The organism is Streptococcus gordonii (assembly GCF_001553855.1).
In the GTDB taxonomy this organism is placed as follows: domain Bacteria; phylum Bacillota; class Bacilli; order Lactobacillales; family Streptococcaceae; genus Streptococcus; species Streptococcus gordonii.
The window spans coordinates 1-20809 of the sequence record NZ_LQWV01000011.1; the positions used below are offsets into that span (position 1 = coordinate 1).

The 20809-nt window shown below is 41.8% G+C and carries 11 protein-coding genes; 9 read left to right on the plus strand and 2 right to left on the minus strand.

Going from position 1 to position 20809, the window contains the following annotated elements; genetic code table 11:
• Nucleotides 1-1211 (plus strand): GBS Bsp-like repeat-containing protein (locus AWH02_RS03010; RefSeq protein ID WP_145762179.1); only part of this gene is annotated, 1211 nt, incomplete at its 5' end.
• A gap of 263 nt (nucleotides 1212-1474) precedes the next feature.
• Nucleotides 1475-2446: an acyltransferase family protein gene (locus tag AWH02_RS03015; protein WP_060554220.1), complete on the plus strand. Its 972-nt coding sequence runs from the start codon at nucleotides 1475-1477 to the stop codon at nucleotides 2444-2446.
• Between the two features lie 174 nt (nucleotides 2447-2620).
• On the opposite strand, the gene AWH02_RS03020 is transcribed toward AWH02_RS03015, so the two are convergent.
• The gene (locus tag AWH02_RS03020) at nucleotides 2621-3493 is read right to left on the minus strand and encodes an RluA family pseudouridine synthase (RefSeq protein WP_060554219.1); all 873 of its coding nucleotides are present in this window, start codon (nucleotides 3491-3493) and stop codon (nucleotides 2621-2623) included.
• A gap of 150 nt (nucleotides 3494-3643) precedes the next feature.
• Here AWH02_RS03020 and pbp2a point away from each other — a divergent pair, with 150 nt between their 5' ends.
• Complete coding sequence (gene pbp2a / locus AWH02_RS03025; protein WP_060554218.1) at nucleotides 3644-5866, plus strand: penicillin-binding protein PBP2A; 2223 nt, start codon at nucleotides 3644-3646, stop codon at nucleotides 5864-5866.
• Nucleotides 5867-5989: 123 nt separating this feature from the next.
• Here pbp2a and ypfJ read toward each other — a convergent pair whose 3' ends face one another.
• The gene (ypfJ, locus tag AWH02_RS03030) at nucleotides 5990-6904 is read right to left on the minus strand and encodes a KPN_02809 family neutral zinc metallopeptidase (RefSeq protein WP_045634790.1); all 915 of its coding nucleotides are present in this window, start codon (nucleotides 6902-6904) and stop codon (nucleotides 5990-5992) included.
• A gap of 150 nt (nucleotides 6905-7054) precedes the next feature.
• Between ypfJ and rpmG the strand changes: the two genes are divergently transcribed.
• The 6 genes from rpmG to AWH02_RS03055 all read left to right on the plus strand — a co-directional run.
• Nucleotides 7055-7207 carry a 50S ribosomal protein L33 gene (gene rpmG, locus AWH02_RS10625; RefSeq protein WP_008809931.1) on the plus strand — a complete coding sequence of 51 codons (153 nt, stop codon included), beginning with the start codon at nucleotides 7055-7057 and terminating at the stop codon, nucleotides 7205-7207.
• A gap of 9 nt (nucleotides 7208-7216) precedes the next feature.
• On the plus strand, nucleotides 7217-7393 hold the full coding sequence (gene secE, locus AWH02_RS03035; RefSeq protein WP_008809930.1) for a preprotein translocase subunit SecE: 177 nt from the start codon (nucleotides 7217-7219) through the stop codon (nucleotides 7391-7393).
• A 183-nt stretch (nucleotides 7394-7576) separates the two neighbouring features.
• Nucleotides 7577-8113 (plus strand): transcription termination/antitermination protein NusG, encoded by a 537-nt coding sequence (nusG, locus tag AWH02_RS03040; protein WP_008809929.1) that lies wholly within the window; start codon nucleotides 7577-7579, stop codon nucleotides 8111-8113.
• A gap of 384 nt (nucleotides 8114-8497) precedes the next feature.
• A complete protein-coding gene (locus AWH02_RS03045) occupies nucleotides 8498-9061 on the plus strand; it encodes a TlpA family protein disulfide reductase (protein ID WP_060554217.1) in 564 nt (187 codons plus the stop codon).
• 64 nt (nucleotides 9062-9125) lie between these two features.
• Nucleotides 9126-20066 (plus strand): LPXTG-anchored isopeptide-forming adhesin PadA, encoded by a 10941-nt coding sequence (gene padA / locus AWH02_RS03050; protein ID WP_060954901.1) that lies wholly within the window; start codon nucleotides 9126-9128, stop codon nucleotides 20064-20066.
• A 76-nt stretch (nucleotides 20067-20142) separates the two neighbouring features.
• The coding region (locus tag AWH02_RS03055) for a G5 domain-containing protein (RefSeq protein ID WP_201785212.1) at nucleotides 20143-20809 on the plus strand (667 nt) is incomplete at its 3' end.

Below are 20809 nucleotides of genomic sequence, written 5' to 3' on the forward strand. Positions count from 1 at the left end.
AAAATTCCCAAGGGAAGTACCTGTCTCACGTCTATTATGTCACAGCGACAGGAACAAAAGAATTTGTAACGGGTACGGCTACTACCGTTCATCAAAGCAAGGTGACTGGCATCTTAACCATTACCAATAAGAACCCAGAGGCAGGGAGCTTTGATGTCGTCATATCAGATGTCTTCAGCCCTAAAGGAGTTCAATCGGTTCAAGTTCCTGTTTGGTCTGACCAAGGCGGACAAGATGACTTGATCTGGTACAATGCGACTCGTCAATCAGATGGTAGCTATAAGGCTAGCATCAAGGCAGAAAATCACAAGAATTCTACTAGTACTTATCATGTTCATCTATACTACATCCAGAGTGATGGCAGCCGTATAGGAGTTCATTCGACTACAACGCAGGTAGAGTACCACAATCTAACACATAAGACGAAAGCTTACATTAAAGACGTAAATTCTCAGACGGGCACATTTACCGTTGCGGTTGATCAATCTGCCCAAGGGAAACGAATTAAAAATATTCGCGCAGCCGTGTGGTCTCAAGCGCACCAAGAAAATTTATCTTGGTATACACAGACCCCTGCTGGTGGTCATACCGAGATTGGGATTGCGGCTGTAAACCACGGCAATAAACAAGGTGATTACACCACTCACGTTTATGTTGATTATACGGATGGCAGTGTGGAAGGATTTAACCTAGGGCAAACCAGATTGATTCCACAACAAGTGACAGATCAAAAAAATAGAGTTATTCGTGCAGCTTCAAATCTGGTAGGTACGTCAACGGGTAGTGCAGCTCATCAGCGCATGGTTGAGGACTATAACAGTGTGAAACCTCTACCAGTCGGCTACGCTGTAAAGAATACAGATGATTGGTGTGATATATTTGTTACAGTAGTTTTCCAACGAGAAGGTCTTAGTCATTTAGTTGGCCGAGAATGTGGAGTAGAACGTCATATTCAGATTTTCAAAAAATTAGGAATTTGGAATGAAGATGGAACTACGACTCCTCAATCAGGTGATATTATTACTTTCAACTGGGATAAAGATACCCAGCAAAATGATGGCTGGGCGGATCATATAGGTATTGTTGAGAGAGTAGAGAATGGATGGATTCATACAATCGAAGGAAATTCAAGCAACGGAGTTGTAAGAAGAAATACCTATCGAGTTGGACATGGTAATATTCGAGGATTTGCAAGACCACATTATCAATAAACAAAAGGTTGAAGAAAGTTGCGCTAGGGCATACTTTCCTCGGCCTTTTTATAGGTCTGAAAATCTCTAGAAGCGCTATTTTGGGGCTTGATAGGACAGATTTTTACTTGATTTCATTACTTGTAGGTTTGTGTGTAATGGCTATAGAAAATGATAGTTTATAGGATAATAAGAAAAGTGGTTGTCATCAAATGATACGATTCTTAATGCTTGTGTCATCTGGCCTTGACAGATTGTAACAATGAACATGCTATAATGTCTGCATGAAGACAGAAAATACAACTTTACATGCTGTTAAGGCTCTAGCCTGTTTTAGTATCGTTTCTTTGCACTTTTTGTTACCAGGGGAATTTGGTGTTTTTTATCAGATTGTGGCCCGTTTTGCAGTGCCCTTTTTCATGATGCTGTCGGGTTATTTTTCCTTTAACATTTCTAGAGAAAAGGTAAAGTATCGCCTCAAGCAAATGCTTCTTTTGACAATCGCTAGTCTGATATTTTACTCGATTGTGCATTTTATTGACTTAGTACTGTCGGGAGAGCTGGCGGAAAAGATGGCAACTATAGACCTGTCTGATTTTGCCAATTTCTTCTTTTTTAACAGTCCTAGGGATTTGATTGGTCCTGCTGCTACCCCGACCTGGTATTTGTTGGCTATTTCCTATATTTACGGGCTTTATCTCCTTTTTTATAAGTATTTCCACCGCCTGACCACCTTTGGCGTGTCTCTGATTCTGCTAGCTCTGGCTTTTTGTATCGAGTTCAATACCAACAGTACCCTATACTATCGAAATTTCCTGTTTATGGGCCTCCCCTTTTTTATTATGGGGATGCAGTTTGCCAAGCATCGGGAACGGATTTTAGCCTACGACTTATCGTCTGTCAGGAAATGGGCTATTAGCTTGGGTATAGCAGGTTTGATTCTGCTTGAATACTGTTTTATGGGGACAGAGCACGACCTTTACCCCAGCACTCTTTTATCATCTAGTGTGATTTTCCTCTATGCGATCAGAAACGGGACCAATATTGATGTTCCGATTTTGAACAATATCGCCAAGCGATATGCCACTATGATTTATATTATTCATCCGTTTATCATCTTTATTTTTAGGCAATTAATGCCTCGGAATGACATATACAGTTTTGGCTTCTTTATCATTCTCTTGCTGTCATATCTACTGAGCATGGCCTTTCAGAAAGTCATCAGACCCAGAATTATCAGCCTGCTTCCAGCTTAGTAAAGCAAGATAGGAGATAGAATCGATTTCTGACACCAAAGAAAAAGCAACAGATTTTTCTGTTGCTTTTTTTCTTGCATCTACTAAGGTGAAAGAAGCGGTAGTCTCTGCGTATTTAGTTATGCTTATTAGAGGTTTAGTCTGATTAGATTTGAGTTCACTAGTAGTATCTTCTTATGCTTTCAGCTTTTCTAGCCCTTCTTCAAAGCTTTTAGATGGAGCTTCAAGGCTGATTTTTTCTAAAGTAAAGGGATGGACAAAGCTCAGTCGGTGGGCGTGAAGCATGAGGCGACCTTGGGGCTGCGGATGATATAGAGGATCACCGACCAAGGGAAAGCCGTGGTGGGATAGGTGGACACGGATCTGATGGGTACGACCAGTTTTGAGTTGGCATTTGATAAGAGTTTTTTGACCAAAGCTTTTTAGCCGAGTCACGTGTGTTTCGGCGTATTGGCCATGTTTGTTGTCAACCAGCCGTTTTCTTCGATCATGGCGGTCACGACCGATTTTGTCCTTATATATTCTGCTTTTTTCGATAAATTTACCATCTACTAAAGCCCAGTATTCTCGCTGGATATCCTTGTTTTCCAGCAGGCGGTTGAGTATAGGCAAGACAAAGGGGTTTTTGGCAAAGAGAACAGCGCCACTGGTCTCCTTGTCAAGTCTGTGAACCACATAGCAGGTCTCTCCAACATAGGCAGATACATGATTGAGCAGAGCTAGTTCGGTGGGCTCATTGGCGTGAGTTTTCATACCCTCTGGTTTGTTGACGATGATGAGATGCTGGTCTTGGTAGAGTTCCTGGACAAGTTCTGGTTGCCCCATAAGGATGGCTTTTGCTGGGTAATCTTCTTCGTCAAAGGTCAGCGACAAGAGATCGCCTGCCTGAATCTTGCTTTGCCAATTGATAGTTTGATCATTGACCAAGACATGCTTTTTTGTGCGAAGGAAATGGCGGATTTTTCTGGGAATGAGGAAATAGTCTTCCAGTAGTTCTTTTATGCTCATAGTGGGCATTTTTTCAGGGATTCGAAAGTTAAATTGCATGCCTTTATTTTAACAAAAAGAGCAGAACTTTGAAAGCTAGCATCAAAAAAAGGGTAGAAGCTCTGCTATTTCTTAAAAAATTCTAAAAGGAAGGCCCTATGGAACAGCACTTTCTTGTATACTCTCTGGGAAGGTGATAAAATAAGGGTTATGAAAAAGCTAAATGATATTTTTGAAACCTTAATTCAACATTTTAAGAAAGAAGATTCACCGGCTGAGTCTGCTGAGGAGACAGATACAAGTGCTGAACCACGTCTGTCTCGATCAGGTCGCTCAGCTAAGCGAACATCTTCAAAAGGGCAAGGTCCCTTCCGACGTTTTTGGCGTAGATACCATTTGACCAAGATTATCTTGATTTTAGGTCTGGGCTTTGGGCTGGTGACGGGGGGTTATCTCTTTTATGTTGCCAAGACCACCAATGTCAACGACTTGCAAAATGCCTTGAAGGCGACTACGATGATCTATGATAAAGATGGTCAAGAAGCGGGTAGTTTGACAGGTCAAAAAGGGACCTATGTCGAATTGGATCAGATCAGTAAGGACTTGCAGAACGCTGTCATTGCGACCGAAGACCGCTCCTTCTACAAAAATAGCGGAATCAATTATGGCCGTTTCTTCTTAGCAATTTTGACAGCGGGCCGATCGGGCGGTGGCTCGACCATCACTCAGCAGTTGGCCAAAAATGCTTATCTTTCTCAGGATCAGACCATCGAGCGGAAGGCCAAGGAGTTTTTCCTAGCTCTGGAATTAACCAAAAAGTACAGTAAAGATCAGATTCTAACCATGTATCTGAACAATTCCTACTTTGGTAATGGTGTCTGGGGAGTAGAGGATGCCAGCAAGAAATACTTTGGAGTTTCAGCGAGCCAACTGTCTCTCGATCAAGCAGCCACGCTAGCCGGTATGCTCAAGGGACCTGAGATTTACAATCCCTTGTACTCAGTTGAAAATGCGACCAATCGCCGGGATACAGTTCTGAATAATATGGTTGCAGCCGGCTATATTGACAAAGCAACAGCTGATCAAGCAGCAGCGAATGGTCTTGGTAGTCAGTTGGTAGATGCCTATGCTGGCAAATCCGAAGATTATCGCTATCCATCCTATTTTGATGCTGTCATTAACGAAGCCATTCATGACTATGGTCTAAAAGAAGAAGATATCATCAAAAATGGCTATCGCATCTACACTGAGTTGGATCAAAATTACCAGGCCAGTATGCAGGTTATTTACAGTAACGAGAGTCTCTTCCCTGTTTCAGAAGTAGATGGAACACGAGCAGAATCGGGAAGTGTGGCCTTGGATCCCAAGACTGGAGGGGTGAGAGCCCTGGTCGGTCGAGTCAACAGCCAGGCGGCCGGTTTCCGTTCCTTTAACTATGCAACCCAGTCAGCTCGTAGTCCAGGTTCGACCATTAAACCACTGGTTGTATATAGCCCAGCAATCGCAGCTGGTTGGTCAACTGATAAAGAGTTAGACAATACTACAACGACCTATGGATCTTATACTGTCAATAACTATGGTGGCATTCAAAGTAGCCCGACAGTTCCTATGTATCAAGCCTTGGCGGATTCTTTGAATATCCCAGCAGTTGCAATAGTTAAAGAGTTGGGTCTAGAGAAAGCCTTTGAATACGGTCAAAAGTTTGGTCTGAATATGAAAAAGGTTGAGCAAAATCTCAGTGTGGCGTTGGGAGCAGGTGTGAATACCAATCCTCTCCAAATGGCTCAGGCCTACTCCGCTTTTGCGAATGATGGTGTCATGCATGATGCTCACTTGATCACTAAGATTGAAAACGCTAGTGGTCAAATCGTTAAGACCCACAAGTCTAGCTCCACTCGAGTGCTCAATCAGTCAACTGCGAAAAAGATGACCAGTATGATGTTAGGGACCTTCTCAAACGGAACAGGAATCTACGCAGCGCCATATAATTATACGATGGCAGGTAAGACAGGGACGACTGAGACAGACTTCAACCCTGACTTATCTGGAGACCAGTGGGTCATCGGCTACACACCAGACGTTGTTATCAGTCAGTGGCTAGGATTTCCAAAGACAGATGAAAATCACTACCTGACAGGAACCAGTGCTAACGAGGCTTCTGTGATTTTCCGAAATGTAGCCAATAGCGTCCTGCCATACACGGAAGGAACCAAATTCTCTGAAAAGAATACCTATGCTCAAAATGGTATTGCTCCGGTAGACACCTATGGCACTGGAAATACCGAGAATCAAGGCGGCAATGATTTCTTACAGGATGTACAGGACAAGGCAAAAGAGATTGTCGATCAGGCTAAAAATGCTATCGAAGAGGCAGATATTCCAGGTAAAGCTAAGAATGCTTGGGATACAGTCAAGAGCTGGTTTGGTTGGTAAGTTTCTTATCTCAATAGATGTATTATTTATAGAAGTGTATGTCTTGAGACTCTAGCTTGCGCTCATCAATCAAGAAGTGTATGTCACAGTAAATCAATCAGATAAAAAGACCTTTAGGAAATCCTAAAGGTCTTTTTCAGGTACACTGAAGGTGTCACCGTGTTCAAAATCGCCGTATTGGTAACCACGTTTGAACCAACGCATACGTTGCTCCGCACTTCCGTGTGTAAAGCTATCAGGCACAGAATAGCCGTAGGCCTGCTCTTGCAAGGTGTCGTCTCCGACTGCATGGGCTGCATTAAGTGCTTCCTCAATATCGCCAACATCTAGTAAGTTTTCTTGTTCAATATACCGAGCCCAGACCCCAGCGTAGTAGTCCGCCTGAAGTTCCAAACGAACATTTAGGGCATTCTTTTCCTTTTCTGATTTTCCTCTCACCATTTGCTGGTAGGATTGAAGAGTCCCCAGTTGGTTTTGGATATGGTGTCCGACTTCGTGCGCGATAACGTAAGCCATGGCAAAGTCACCACTTGCCCGATACTTAGTAGTCAGCTCTTGGTAAAATCGAATATCCAGGTAAATTTTTTGGTCGTTAGGACAGTAAAAAGGTCCAGCAGAGGCCTGGCCGACCCCACAACCCGTTCTAGTTTGACCGGTATAGAAGACCAGTTTAGGCTTATAATAGGTTCTCCCTTCTTTTTCAAAGGTTTGAGTCCAAAAAACTTCTGTAGTCCCTAAGACCTTGCTGACAAATTGGGCGTCTTTGTCATTGACCTGAGTATGGCTTTGCTGAGAAACTTGGGTGGACTCATAGTGGTGGGAAGTCCCTGTGTCAAAAATGCCAGACAAACCAGCGCCACCCCCTAAGAAAAGTAGGAGTAGTATTAGGACAAGCTTGCTTTTAAAACTGCCAGGTGCTAACAGGATTCGCAATATTCCGTTTCCCAGTCGAGCATTGCCTGACCCGTAGCTAGCCGATCCCCCTTCGTTGCGACGGTCTTCAATGTTATTACTTTCTTTTAAATGATCAGTTTTCACGTTTTCTTCTCCTTTATGACATCTATTTTACCAAATCACCAGCGAAAATAATAGTTGTTCGTTAGATGAATGAAAAAAGCTTCAAAGGATTGACGTCCAGACCTTGTCAAAAGGAAAAAATCCTGCTATAATTGGAAAGATGGAGGCGTTATGGCATTAAAAAAAGCAAGTCTGGCGTGTACGGTTTGTGGATCGAGAAATTACTCAATAAAACTGAGTAGTACGCCAAAACCAAAACGTCTAGAAGTAAACAAGTTTTGTAAACATTGTAATAAATACACTATTCATAAAGAAACAAGATAGGAGAGAGTTGTGAAATTTCTTAAGGACACTTTTACAGTTTTAAAAGATACAACATGGCCAACAGGGAAGCAAAGCTGGATTGATTTTATTTCTATTATGGAATATACAGCCTTCTTTGTTGTGGTTATCTATTTATTTGACTTATTGGTATCTCACGGACTGCTTCGTTTGTTGAATCTCTTTTAAGTCGATTAGAGACTGGGAAATTTCCCAGTCTTTTTTGATAAAATTATCAGTAAACTTCTTGGCATTCCCTATTTTTATGATATAATAAAGCTAGAGAAAACGGAAAAAGCCATTAGGCTTTTTTATAGTGTTTTAGTTTATGATTTTGTAAACTAAGAATTGCTAAAAAAGAAAGGAAATAAAATGGATAGTTTTGATAAAGGCTGGTTTGTACTGCAGACCTACTCTGGATATGAAAACAAGGTAAAAGAAAATCTCTTGCAACGCGCTCAGACATATAATATGTTAGAAAACATCTTGCGCGTGGAAATCCCTACTCAGACTGTGCAAGTAGAGAAAAATGGCAAGACCAAGGAAATCGAAGAGAATCGCTTCCCAGGTTATGTTTTGGTAGAAATGGTCATGACCGATGAGGCTTGGTTTGTTGTTCGGAACACTCCTAATGTAACAGGTTTTGTCGGATCTCACGGAAACCGCTCTAAACCGACTCCACTCTTGGAAGAAGAAATCCGCAACATTTTGATCTCTATGGGACAAACTGTGCAAGAATTTGACATTCATGTCAAGGTTGGTGATACCGTTCGGATTATTGACGGAGCCTTTACAGATTATACAGGAAAAATTACTGAGATTGACAATAATAAAGTTAAGATGGTTATTTCTATGTTTGGAAATGACACCATTGCAGAAGTAAACCTGAATCAAATCGCAGAATTATAAGAGAAACCAAAAGCAGATCACTATCTGCTTTTTTTATTTTTGTATTCAAGTGTTTTTTTGTGATAAAGGCTAAAAAATAGCCTTCGACTGGCTTGAATATAGGTTCCAAAAATGCAAAGAAAATCGGCTTAAAAATTCTGATAATTTTAAGTTTTTGGGCAATCGTTTTCCTTTTAATAAATAGTGTCATCTTTCAAAGTATTTTGCATAAATTTCAGATCAAATGGTTGATATGCTAAAAAAAACTGGTATAATAACCATATAATTGGCGCATTGTATATGACGGCTTTTTTCATGGTTTTTTTGAGTAAAAAAAAGGATATTTGTACAGTGTGTACTCTTATGTCAAAATTTGATAGAGACGGAATCTAACTAGGAGGGAATATGTTGAAGGAAAAGTGGTGGCTACCCTTTTTGACTGTTGGAGTCATTCTGGTAGCGGTCTTTGCTTTGTTTTACATTGCTGGTCCTAACAGGCATAACAAAGGATCGACACAGAAGGATGGTAGTTCAGCTGTAGAACATGAGCTGACAGGACAACAGTTGCCAGAGTTTGAAATGGTAGACCAAGCAGGGTATCAAAAGAAGAGTACAGAGTTTTATAATAAACCCATGCTGGTAGTAGAGTGGGCTAGCTGGTGTCCAGATTGTCAAAAACAGTTACCAGAGATTCAAAAAGTATATGAAAAGTATAGAGATAAAATTCATTTTGTTATGTTGGATATGCTTGATTCCAAAAGAGAAACGAAAGAAAGAGCGGATCAGTATATCAGTGAAAAAAATTATACTTTCCCATATTATTATGACACAGATGAGCGAGCGGCGGATATCCTCTATGTTCAATCAATCCCCACGATTTATCTAGTCGATAAGAATCAAAAGGTAAAGAAAGTAATGACAGACTTTCACGATGAAGCAGCGCTTGAAAAACAGCTAGAAGAGATTTAAATAAAAGAAAGAGAAGGGAGAGCTTGTATAAAAGTTTCTACTATTATATAGGCTTTAAAATAGCATGAAAGATTTTTTGAAAAAGGTTTTAATACTATTTACCGTCCTGTTGATGTCAATGCCATCCAGCGTCTTGAATCTAGGGACTTCAGTTGTTCGAGCTGATGATCCTCTGAATATTGAGACGAGACGGATTGATGAGCATACAACGATCACACAAAATGGGTGTTATCGTAAGATTGAAAAAACGGACGCAACAGACTGGACAGTTCCGCGGAAACCAATTGACTTGGTTATCCTGCAGGATGCCAGTGGATCATTCCGAACAACTATTCCAAGTGTAAAACGTGCTCTTAAACGTTTGACAACATATGTTAGTCCAGATCAATACGATGAGAACGATCCTCATCTAGTTAAGACTGACGACCCTCGGACAACTGACCGTGTTTTCGTAGCTTCTTACCAAGGTTTGGATCAGGTGCGTTACTTTGAAAACAATGATTTTAGTGGTAACCCTGCGAATGTATATACTGATGCGAATTCAACTGGTAAAAACTATACCTATGGAAATAGTGGCTTAACAAGCGATCAAAATAAAGTTCATAACTTTATTGATAATATCGCTGTCGATGGCGGTACCCCAACTGTTCCTGCGATTGATGATACAATCGCTCAGTACAACCGTGTCAAAGGCAATATGGAAAACGGTCGGAAGACGGTCTTCCTCCTGGTAACGGATGGGGTAGCCAATGGTTACCGTCTGCCAGGGACTAACACAGTCGTTATGGATAAGAGCTGGACAAGAACAGATGCTATTCAAAAAGCTTGGAGAGTGGATAGCTATCCAGAAGCAGCTCAAGATATTACTGGTCGAGCCAATGAATTGAAAGCGGCTGGCAATCAGCTGAAAGCGGCGGTTGGTTCAGAAGGTTCTGTGGTTGTAGGTTTCTGGGAACGTGTTGATAACTTCACTGAGAAATACTATCAATATGGTCCAGCTTATCTAAATGGTTTCGGTAATACAATAAACATTGGGGACAACCGTTCAGTGCAAGCCATCTTCCACGACGCACTCCAATCTATGGCTTCACCAGACAAGGTTGTAAACGGCAAGAATGTTTCCTTCTATGTTAATGAGCAAAATAACATTGATGTATTCTCGCAAAAGATTTTGGAATCAGTAGCGGCTGCTCTAGTTAAAGATGATATCACTGGTGAGTTTGATATAACCGAAGGCTACAAAGTAGATGCTATCCGAATCAATGGTAAGAAGATTGTTCCGAAAGTAACAGATCCTAACAAGGAAATTCGTGGTACAATCACACAGACTGGCAACAAGGTTAAAATCTCTGTTCCAGATAGTGTCTTCAACCCAGGTAAAAACAGCTTTGACTACGACTTGAGTAAGGAAGCTCGCGCACCTGAGACAGATGAAGATAGTGAAGTAGATCCTCCTGAGAATTATGTTCCAGAGAAGGAAGAAATCACAGTTCCAGAATTGACTGGTAAATTTAAAGCAGGTGACTTCGAAACACGTCAAATCGGTGGTCGGAACCAAACGGTAGAAGTTCAAAAACTGGAATACTGTTATCCAAGTGCAACGAAGACAGTGAAAGATGCGGATGCTAGCAACGATATTGGTGTCATTCCGGATCCGTTAGAGTTGACTAAGAAACCATCTTATTCTGCTCAACTAAGCAAGAAGGACGAAGAGTTCACTTACACAGTTGACTACAACTTCAATAACGTTCCTTACGAATTTGAAAAGAACGTTATGTTGACTGACCCAATTGACTACCGCTTGGAAGTGGTGAGTCATTATGCTCAAGGTCCAGATGGACAAAGCTGGCCGACTCGTGTGGTAACACAACAAGATGCTGGAGGAAACTCACAAAGCGTCGTTGTAGCAGACGTTCCACCGCAAGGTAAGGATTATAATTACTTGATCATGAAGAAGGCGAAACTGAAAATGACAGTCCGCCTGAAAGAAGAGTACCGTAAGAACCAAGCTAGCAAGGCTTACTTGGCAATCTTACAAAACAACAATGGTTACGGTTTAGTTAACCAAGGTAACATAATGTGGAATGGCGAAGATGATTCGCCAAACCAAGATGCCCATGCCAAGACAAAAGATAAGGCAAGTACGATTCGTCGTTCAAACCCAATTTATGTCAAACCACCACTTGATACAGAAGTAGACAAGAAGGTTAACGAAAAAGAACACGAAGGTCTACAAGCAGATGGCGAAGAGTTTGAATATAAGGTAACTGCTCCATGGCCAGGTATTGCTGATAAGTTCACCCTGACAGATACGGTTGTAGATGAACTTGAAATTGTACCAAATTCAGCTAAAGTAACAGTAGCAGGCAAGTCTTACAATGCTTTGACCAAAGCGATTTCAATCAATGGTCAAACAATAGAGATTACACTAGATAAGACTCAATTAACTTCGTTGAACCGTTTGATCTCTCGTCGTGGTGGAAGCGAAGTACAGGAAATCGAACTGATCTTCAAGGCTAAGATTCGTCCGGGCGCTGACCTTTCTAAATACAAGAAGAATGGTGCGGTAAACATTCCGAATACAGCTGATGTTATTCTAAATGATAAGAAGAAAACTTCGAAAGAAGTAACGGTTACTCCACCGAAACCAAAAGAACCAACTGTTTCTAAGAAGATTAACAACACCTTGGATAGTCTGGTAACCTTCGATGGTCAACCATACACTTACAACATCACAACAGCTGTGCCAAGTGATGTAGCAGGCTACAAGAAATTTGTCATTAGTGATAAGCTGGATGCCGATCTCGAATTTGATGGACAAGCAAGCATCAGCGGTCCATTGGCAGACGTCTTTGAAATCCAAACAAATGGCCAAACTGTTACTGCAACAGTTAAAGAAGGTAAGTTCGCAGAACTCGCTAAATATTCATTCGTCGAACTGACTATTCCAGCAAAAGTTAAAGCTGGTGTGACAGGTAAGACTATTGAAAACAAGGCTAAGATTTCATTTACTAATGAAAACAATGTGGCTAAGGAAGTTGAGTCAAATCCAGTAACGGTGACTCCTCCACCAGTAACTAAGAAGATCAATGAAAACTTGGATCACTTGGATATTGCAACTGGTCAGCCATACAAGTACAATGTTAAGACTACACTTCCAAGTGATATCACATCCTACAAAGAATTTGTGATTACCGATACTTTGGAAGATGAGTTAAGCGTTATTAATGAAGGTGCAGACAAACCAGTTATCAGCGGTCCTGCTGCAGACTTCTTTGACGTGACTGTCAGTGGCCAAAAAGTAACGGCAACAATGAAAAACTTTGCCGGAGCAAGTGCCCTAGCTGGTCAAGAAATTGAACTGGTTATTCCAGCGAAAATTAATGACGGTGTCACTCGTTCTAACATTCCAAACAAAGCGACATTTAGCTTTAAGGATAAAAACGACCATAAAGGTGAAAAAGAAACAATTCCTGTAACGGTGACTCCACCAACAGAACCAAATGTTTCTAAGAAGATTAACGGTGATCAAGATAATGCAACGATTGCTGCTGAAACAGATTTCACCTACAATATTAAGACTACTTTGCCAAATGATATTGATACATACAAATCATTTGTCATCACCGATACTCTAGATGAAAATCTTGGAGTGGTGAACCCAGAACCAAGCATTTCTGAAGAAGCCAAGAAATTCTTCGATATTACTGTTTCAGGAAATACTGTTACAGCAACGATGAAGGACTTTGCCAAAGCAAGTGCTCTTGCAAATAAAGAAATCGAGTTGGTCATCCACGCTAAAGTGAAGAAAGAATCTGTTCTTCCAGAAATTCCAAACACGGCTAAGATTACTTATACTAATAAGAATAACGAGTCTAAGGAAAAAGAAACAGAGCCAGTTAAAGTGACTCCTCCACCAATTACGAAGAAAGTAAATGGTAAGGATCAAGAAGACTTGGCAAGCTTAACAAGCACCTTCAAATATACAGTGGATTCAAAAGTTCCAACTGTAGCAGATAAGTTTGTACTTTCTGATACCTTGGAAGAAGTCTTGACATTTGATGGAGATGCGACTGTAACGATTGATGGTCAAGCTGTGACAGATGTGACGGTTGCGAAGAAAGGCCAAAAACTGACAGTTACCTTCGATAAGGATCAAGTCAAGAAATATGCAGGCAAGGCTGTTCAAGTAGCCTTCGATGCTAAGATTAAATCTGGCTACACAGTTGACCAATTAGTTGCTAAGTATCCAAATGGAGATAAAGCAGCGATTCCAAACAAAGCTAGCTTTGTGGTCAATGACAATCCAGAAACAGAGAAATTCTCTAACCCAGTTACTGTTACACCGCCACCACCAAATACTCCAGAAATTGAGAAGAAGGTTAACGGTGCTGACAGTTACAATCTGCAAACCCGTCTTGAAGAATTCACTTATAGTCTGAATACAGCGATGCCAACAAATGCGACTGAATTCACCGTAACAGATGAACTGAAGTCCGTTCTTGAATTCGCTGGCAACAAGGGCGATGTCCAAGTGAAGATTGACGGCAAGGCTGCCAATGATCAAGCTACTATTTCTACAGATAAGAATACCTTGACAGTGGCCTTTGCAGAAAAAGCAGTGAAAGCTAATGCTGGTAAGTCTATCGAAGTAACCTTCAAGGCTAAAATCCGTGAAGGAGCAAACCTTCTGGATTACCTAGTTCCTGGTCAAGGCATCCGGATCCCGAACAAGGCTTCTTATGACATCGATCATAATCCTAAGTTCCATAAGGATTCCAATGAAGTACCAGTAACTCCTCCATCTCCAGAACAACCACCAATTGAAAAAGATGTCAATGATAAGGCAGAAGCAACCTTGGAAGCACGTGATGAAGAATTCACTTATCATGTGAAAACCAAGATTCCTTATGAAGCAACAGCCTTCAACATCACTGATACTCTGAAAGATGTTTTGGACTTCTCAGGTGAGAAAGGTCAGGCAGAAGCGACTGTAGATGGTAAGAAATTGTCAGATGATCATATCGCGATCAATGGCCAAACAATCACAGTTACACTGAACCAAGAAGAACTGAAAGCCAATGCAGATAAGGAAATCAAGTTAACCTTCAAGGCTAAGATTCGTCCAAATGCCAACTTGGCTGCCTACGTCGTTGGCGATAAAGTTGTTATCAATAACCAAGCTTCTTATAATGTAGATTTACCAGACAATCCTGGAGTTCATAAAGATTCAAATATCGTACCAGTGACTCCACCAAGTCCTGAAAAACCAGAGATTGAAAAGACTGTTAATGATGCAAAAGAAGCGACTCTTGCTAACCGTGACGAAATCTTTACTTATAAAGTGAAGACAAATGTTCCGTTTGATGCAACAGCCTTCTCTATTGATGACACTATTAAGGATGTTCTAGAGTTTGCGGATGCTGGAAGTGCTACTCTTAATGGAGAAGCTTTAGAAGCAGACCGTATCTCTATCGCTGATCAAAAGATCACCTTGACTCTGACAGAAGACCAAGTCAAGAACAATGGCGGTAAAGAAGTTGTTCTGACCTTCAAGGCTAAGATTCGCCAAGGTGCCAACCTGTCTGGCTACATTGAAAAAGGTAAGACAGTCATCAATAACCAAGCGTCTTATAACGCTGCCTTCCCTAACGATCCTAACTTCCATAAAGATTCAAACATCGTCCCAGTGACTCCTCCAAATCCGGAAAATCCACCGATTGAGAAGAAGGTCAATGAGGCTGAGTCAGCGAACTTAGGAGCTCGTGATGAAGAATTCACCTACACAATCGACACTACTGTACCGCTTGATGTTACAGGCTTCGCAGTTTACGATACGATTGAGAAAGTCTTAGAATTCTCAGGTGAAAATGCTCAAGCAAGCGCAACGGTAGATGGTCAACCGCTAGATGCCAGCCATATCACATTTAAAGGTCAGAAGATCACAGTCAAACTGACAGAAGACGAAGCGAAAGCCCTAGGAGGCAAAGCAGTTCATGTCAGCTTCAAGGCTAAGATCAAAGCGGGAGCGAACCTGTCAGACTACATCGAAAAAGATGGTACGACACGGATTTACAACACCGCTAAATACAACTTTAACAATGACCCAGGAACAGAACAAAGTTCTAAACCAGTTCCAGTCATTCCACCAACCCCAACTGAACCAGAACTGAAGAAGGAAGTAAACGGTAAAGAAGCTGAAACATTAGCTAACCGTGACGATGTCTTCACTTACACTGTGAAAACAACTGTGCCGCAAGATGCGACAGCCTTCTCTATCAGCGATAGTTTAGTTCCAGTACTTGAATTTGCTGGCGAAGATGCAGAAGCATCTCTCACACTCAATGGTGAAAAGCTGGATGCAAAACAAATCAAGCTGAAAGACCAAACCATCAGTGCTGAATTGACTGAAGCTCAAGTGAAAGCAAACGGTGGTAAAGAAGTTGTCCTCAACTTTAAAGCTAAGATTCGTGAAGGTGCAAACCTAGCAGATTACATCGAAGCAGACGGTGTAACGCGTGTACCTAACAAAGCGTCTTATGTGGCTAACTTCCCACACCGTCCAAAAGTTGAGAAAGATTCAAACATCGTTCCAGTGACTCCTCCATCACCAGAAAATCCACCAGTTGAGAAGAAGGTTAATAACAAGCCATCCGCAACTCTGGACAGCCGTGACGAAGAGTTCACTTACACCATCGATACGAAAGTACCTGTCGATGCGACTGGCTTCAAGATTACCGACGAATTGAAAGACGTTCTTGAATTCTCAGGTAAGAAAGGCAAAGCAGAAGTCACAGTAGATGGTGACAAAGATGTGATCGAAGATTCACAAATCACTGTAGATAAACAAGTTCTGACAGTGACTCTGACGAAGGATCAAGTGAAGAAATACGGCAATAAAGCTGTTCATGTAAGCTTCAAGGCTAAAATTCGTAAGAATGTCAGCCTGGCAGGCTACATTGAAGCAGACGGCGTAACTCGGATCCCTAACATTGCTAAATACATCATTAACGATGATCCGAAGACAGAAAAGAGCACAGAACCAGTTCCAGTGATTCCACCAAGCCCAGAAGAACCTGGTATTAAGAAAGAAGTGAATGGTCAGCCAGAAGCAACGCTGAAAGAACGTTATGAAGAGTTTACTTATAAAGTAACAACTTCTGTACCACAAGATGCGACAGCCTTCTCAGTATCAGATACTCTTGTACCAGTGTTAGAATTCTCAGGTGAGAAAGGTCAAGCAACAGCGACTCTCGATGGCCAAGAAATTGATGCTAACCGTATCAATGTTGCAGACCAAACAATCTCTATGGCTCTGACAGAAGACGAAGTGAAAGCAAATGGTGGTAAGGAAGTAACCTTGACCTTCAAGGCTAAGATTCGTGAAGGTGCAAACTTGTCTGCCTACATTGAAAAAGGTAAGACTAGCATCCCGAATACAGCTTCTTACACAGCAGGCTTCCCAAATCGTCCAGAAATCCATAAGGATTCAAACAGAGTACCAGTAACGCCTCCAACTCCAGAAGAACCTGAAATTAAGAAGGATGTCAATGGTAAGGAAGAGGAAACACTGGCCAACCGTAACGATGAGTTCACTTACCACATCAATACGAAAGTACCGTTTGATGCAACAGCCTTCTCTATCAATGATGAGCTGAAAGACGTTCTTGAATTTGCGGATGGAACAGGTCGTGCGACTGCTAGCCTAAATGGCCAAGCTCTTGATGCCGATCGTATCTCAATTAATGGTCAAACCATTACTGTGAACCTAACCGAAGAACAAGTCAAGAACAATGGTGGTAAAGATGTGAACCTAACCTTCACAGCTAAGATCCGCCAAGGTGTCAACCTATCTGGCTACATTAAAGATGGTAAGACTAGAATTCCGAATAAGGCAAGCTACCGAGTGGACTTCCCGAACAACCCAGGCGTAACTAAGGATTCTAATGAAGTCCCAGTGACTCCTCCAAGTCCGGAAAATCCACCGATTGAGAAGAAGGTCAATGAGGCTGAATCAGCTAACTTGGGAGCTCGTGATGAAGAATTCACCTACACCATCGACACAACTGTGCCGCTTGATGTTACAGGCTTCGCAGTTTACGATACGATTGAGAAAGTCTTAGAATTCTCAGGTGAAAATGCTCAAGCAAGCGCAACAGTAGATGGTCAACCACTAGATGCCAGCCACATTACAATTAAAGGTCAGAAGATCACAGTCAAACTGACAGAAGACGAAGCGAAAGCCCTAGGAGGCAAAGCGGTTCATGTCAGCTTCAAGGCTAAGATCAAAGCGGGAGCGAACCTGTCAGACTACATCGAAAAAGATGGTACGACACGGATTTACAACACCGCTAAATACAACTTTAACAATGACCCAGGAACAGAACAAAGTTCTAAACCAGTTCCAGTCATTCCACCAACCCCAACTGAACCAGAACTGAAGAAGGAAGTAAACGGTAAAGAAGCTGAAACATTAGCTAACCGTGACGATGTCTTCACTTACACTGTGAAAACAACTGTACCGCAAGATGCGACAGCCTTCTCTATCAGCGATAAGCTGGAAGATGTTCTTGAGTTTGCTGGTGAATCATCTGCGACTCTAGCAGGTGAAGACTTGAAGGCAGACCAGATTACAACAGACGGTCAAACCATCAAGTTGACCCTGACAGAAGACCAAGTGAAAGCAAACGGTGGTAAAGAAGTTGTCCTCAACTTCAAGGCTAAGATCAGAGAGGGTGCAAACTTGTCAGCTTACATGAAAGCAGACAAGGCAGAAGTACCGAATAAGGCTTCTTACACAGTTGGCTTCCCTAACAAACCAGCTGTAACGAAGGACTCTAACGAAGTACCTGTCACTCCTCCATCTCCAGAACAGCCACCGATTGAAAAAGATGTGAATTCAAAACCTTCTGAAACAATTGCAGATCGAACAGAAGAATTCACATACAACATCCATACAACTATGCCTCAAGATGCGACAGGCTTTACAGTTACCGATGAATTGAAAGACGTTCTTGAATTTGCCGGTGATGTCCAAGTCACTCTTGGTGGTAAGAAAGCAGACGCAGCTGTAGCGAAAAACGGTCAAACTCTGGAAGTAACCTTCCCAGAAGAGACTGTGAAAGCAAATGGTGGTAAGAAAGTCCAAGTAACCTTCAAAGCGAAGATTAAAGCGGACGCAGACTTAACTCCATATGAAACAGCTAATAGCTACTCTGTACCAAATACAGCTTCATACTTGATTAACAATAATCCAGCAAGCAAGAAAGAAACTAAGCCAGTTACGGTTGAAGTTCCAAAACAACCTGGACCAGAGGTTACGAAGAAGATTAACCGTACATTGGATCACTTAGATGTTGACCGTGATGTTCCATACATGTACAATGTCAACACACAAATTCCAAAAGATATCCGCCTCTACAAAGAGTTCACCGTTACGGATACTTTGGAACCAGTTCTTGAAATTACAGGAACTCCTGTAGCTTACGTGGATGGTTATGCAACAGACGCTGTGGAAACAAAAGTGGAAGGCAATACAGTTACTGTAACAGTGAAAGACTTCGCTCGTATCAGTGGCTATAAAGAAATCCAACTTTACATTCCAGCTAAGCTGAAAGCAGATAGTGACTTATCAGCTTACGAAAACCAAACTGTTCCAAACAAGGCAACAATTGCCTTCAAGGATAGCAATGGTAAGAACGGCACAAAAGAATCTAACCCAGTAACCGTTCGTCCACGGGACCCAGAAAAACCTGAGGAACCAAAACCAAACGAACCAGCTAAGACAGTAGGTCCGGCTGATGGATCTAACCCATCAACTGCTTACCGTCTGAAAGAACTCAAGGAAGGCTTCCGCTTTGATGTGACAGCGAAGGTGCCAACTGATCCACTTGATGAATCAGGCAACCCTATCAAAGATGCTCAAGGCCGTGATGTGAAGACAGAATTGAATAGCTTTACGGTAACAGATGAACTTGAAAAAGTTCTGAAAGTGGACCGTGTAGCTGTTAAGGTTGAGGAAAATAAAGTCGCAGAAGCCATTGCGAAGATTACTGCTAAGATTGAAAAAGCAGAAAGCGACCTGAAAGAGCTCGAAGGCAAAGAGACAAATGGTACTTTTGCTAAGAAACTGGCAGAAGCTGAGAAGAAGGTAGAAGAGCTAACAGCTCAATTGGCAGCAGCCAAAGAAAAAGCTGCAGCTGCGCCTGCAACTCCAGCTCCAGCTTCAGATTCTGATGCAGGCGATGCTACAGCGACACCTGCTCCAGCAGACAACAACGCTGAAGTCGCAGCCCTTGAAGAAAGCCTCAAAGCAGCACAAGCTGAATTGGAACAACTGAAAGCAGATGGTGCGAAAGCTGGTAACCTCGCAACACCTGAAGAACAAAAAGTTGAACAAGATAAGCTGAATAAGAACCTTGAACAACTGAAAGAGAGCAAAGAGAAACTCGAAAAAGCTCTCGAAGCATTCACAACAGTGAATGACAAGGGTGAGATCACGGATGAAGCTCTTGCGAAAATCGCCAAAGTAACTGTAGAAGGTCAGAAAGTTACCGTTGAAGTTACTGATAAGGCTGTTTTGGAAGCCTTGAAGGGTAGCACCTTCCGCGTCATCATCTATTCATCTATTAAAGACGGAGCAGACTTGTCTAGCTACCTGAACAAAGAGAATAATGAGACGAAGATTCCGAATAAGGCTACTGTAACCTTCAACGATAAACCGAAAGTAACGAATACAGTAAACGTTTATCCGCCAGAGCCAAATACACCGCCGCAAACACCACCACATACACCACCGACAACACCGAATACGCCGCCACCAACTACACCTGATACGCCACCAGCGCCTAAGGGGGACTTGCCACCGGCACCAACACCAGAGCCAGAAAAACCTAAGAATATCTTGCCAAAAACAGGTACTTCTGCTACTATGGTAAATGAGGTGATTATCGGAATGATCCTTGTGCTGATGGGACTTCTTTTGAGAAGAAAACCAAAGCATTAATGTAAGATAGTCCAGGAGAGCTATGCTCTTCTGGTTACTATCGTATTATTAGGAAAAAGATTAAAGGAAAATCATTATGGATAGAAAAAAGTTAATTAAGTTAGGAATCTCAGTGCTAGCTGTTAATGCTTTGGGAGCAGTAGCCGTTTATAAATATCCTGAGCTGACACATGTCCCTACTGTCTATGCAGAGGAACAGCCTGGTGAAGATGAGGAAATTCCAGATGCAGCAGAAGCTCAAGCAGCAGCGAACTTTAAAAATCAAATGGATGAATTTGAAAAAGCAATCAATGAATTCAATCCAGATGATTCAGATACTAAGGAAAGTTTGCAGTATGCTTTGGAAGATGCAGAAGGGTACCATACTACTGCAGTTAATGCGATCAAGAGTGAAGAAGGAAAGAAAGGCTTTGCCAAGTACGAAGCTCGTTACCAAGCTTTAAAAGCAAAAGCTCAAGCCCTTCTAAATGGTGAATCACCAAAACCTCAACCAGAGATCACTACTCAGGATGTTACAGTCAAAGAACCAATCCTTTATGGATCTTCAACAGTTAAAAATCCAGCTCTACCAAAAGGCACAAGAAACACAAAAGTTCAAGGTGTCAATGGTGAAAAGGAAGTTGTCTACACAATCACTTTAACAGATGGCAAGGAAACAGGCCGTGTGAAAAAGTCTGAAACAGTTATTAAACCAGCTGTAGACGAAGTCATCGAAGAAGGTACTGGTGCAGTTACTACAACTG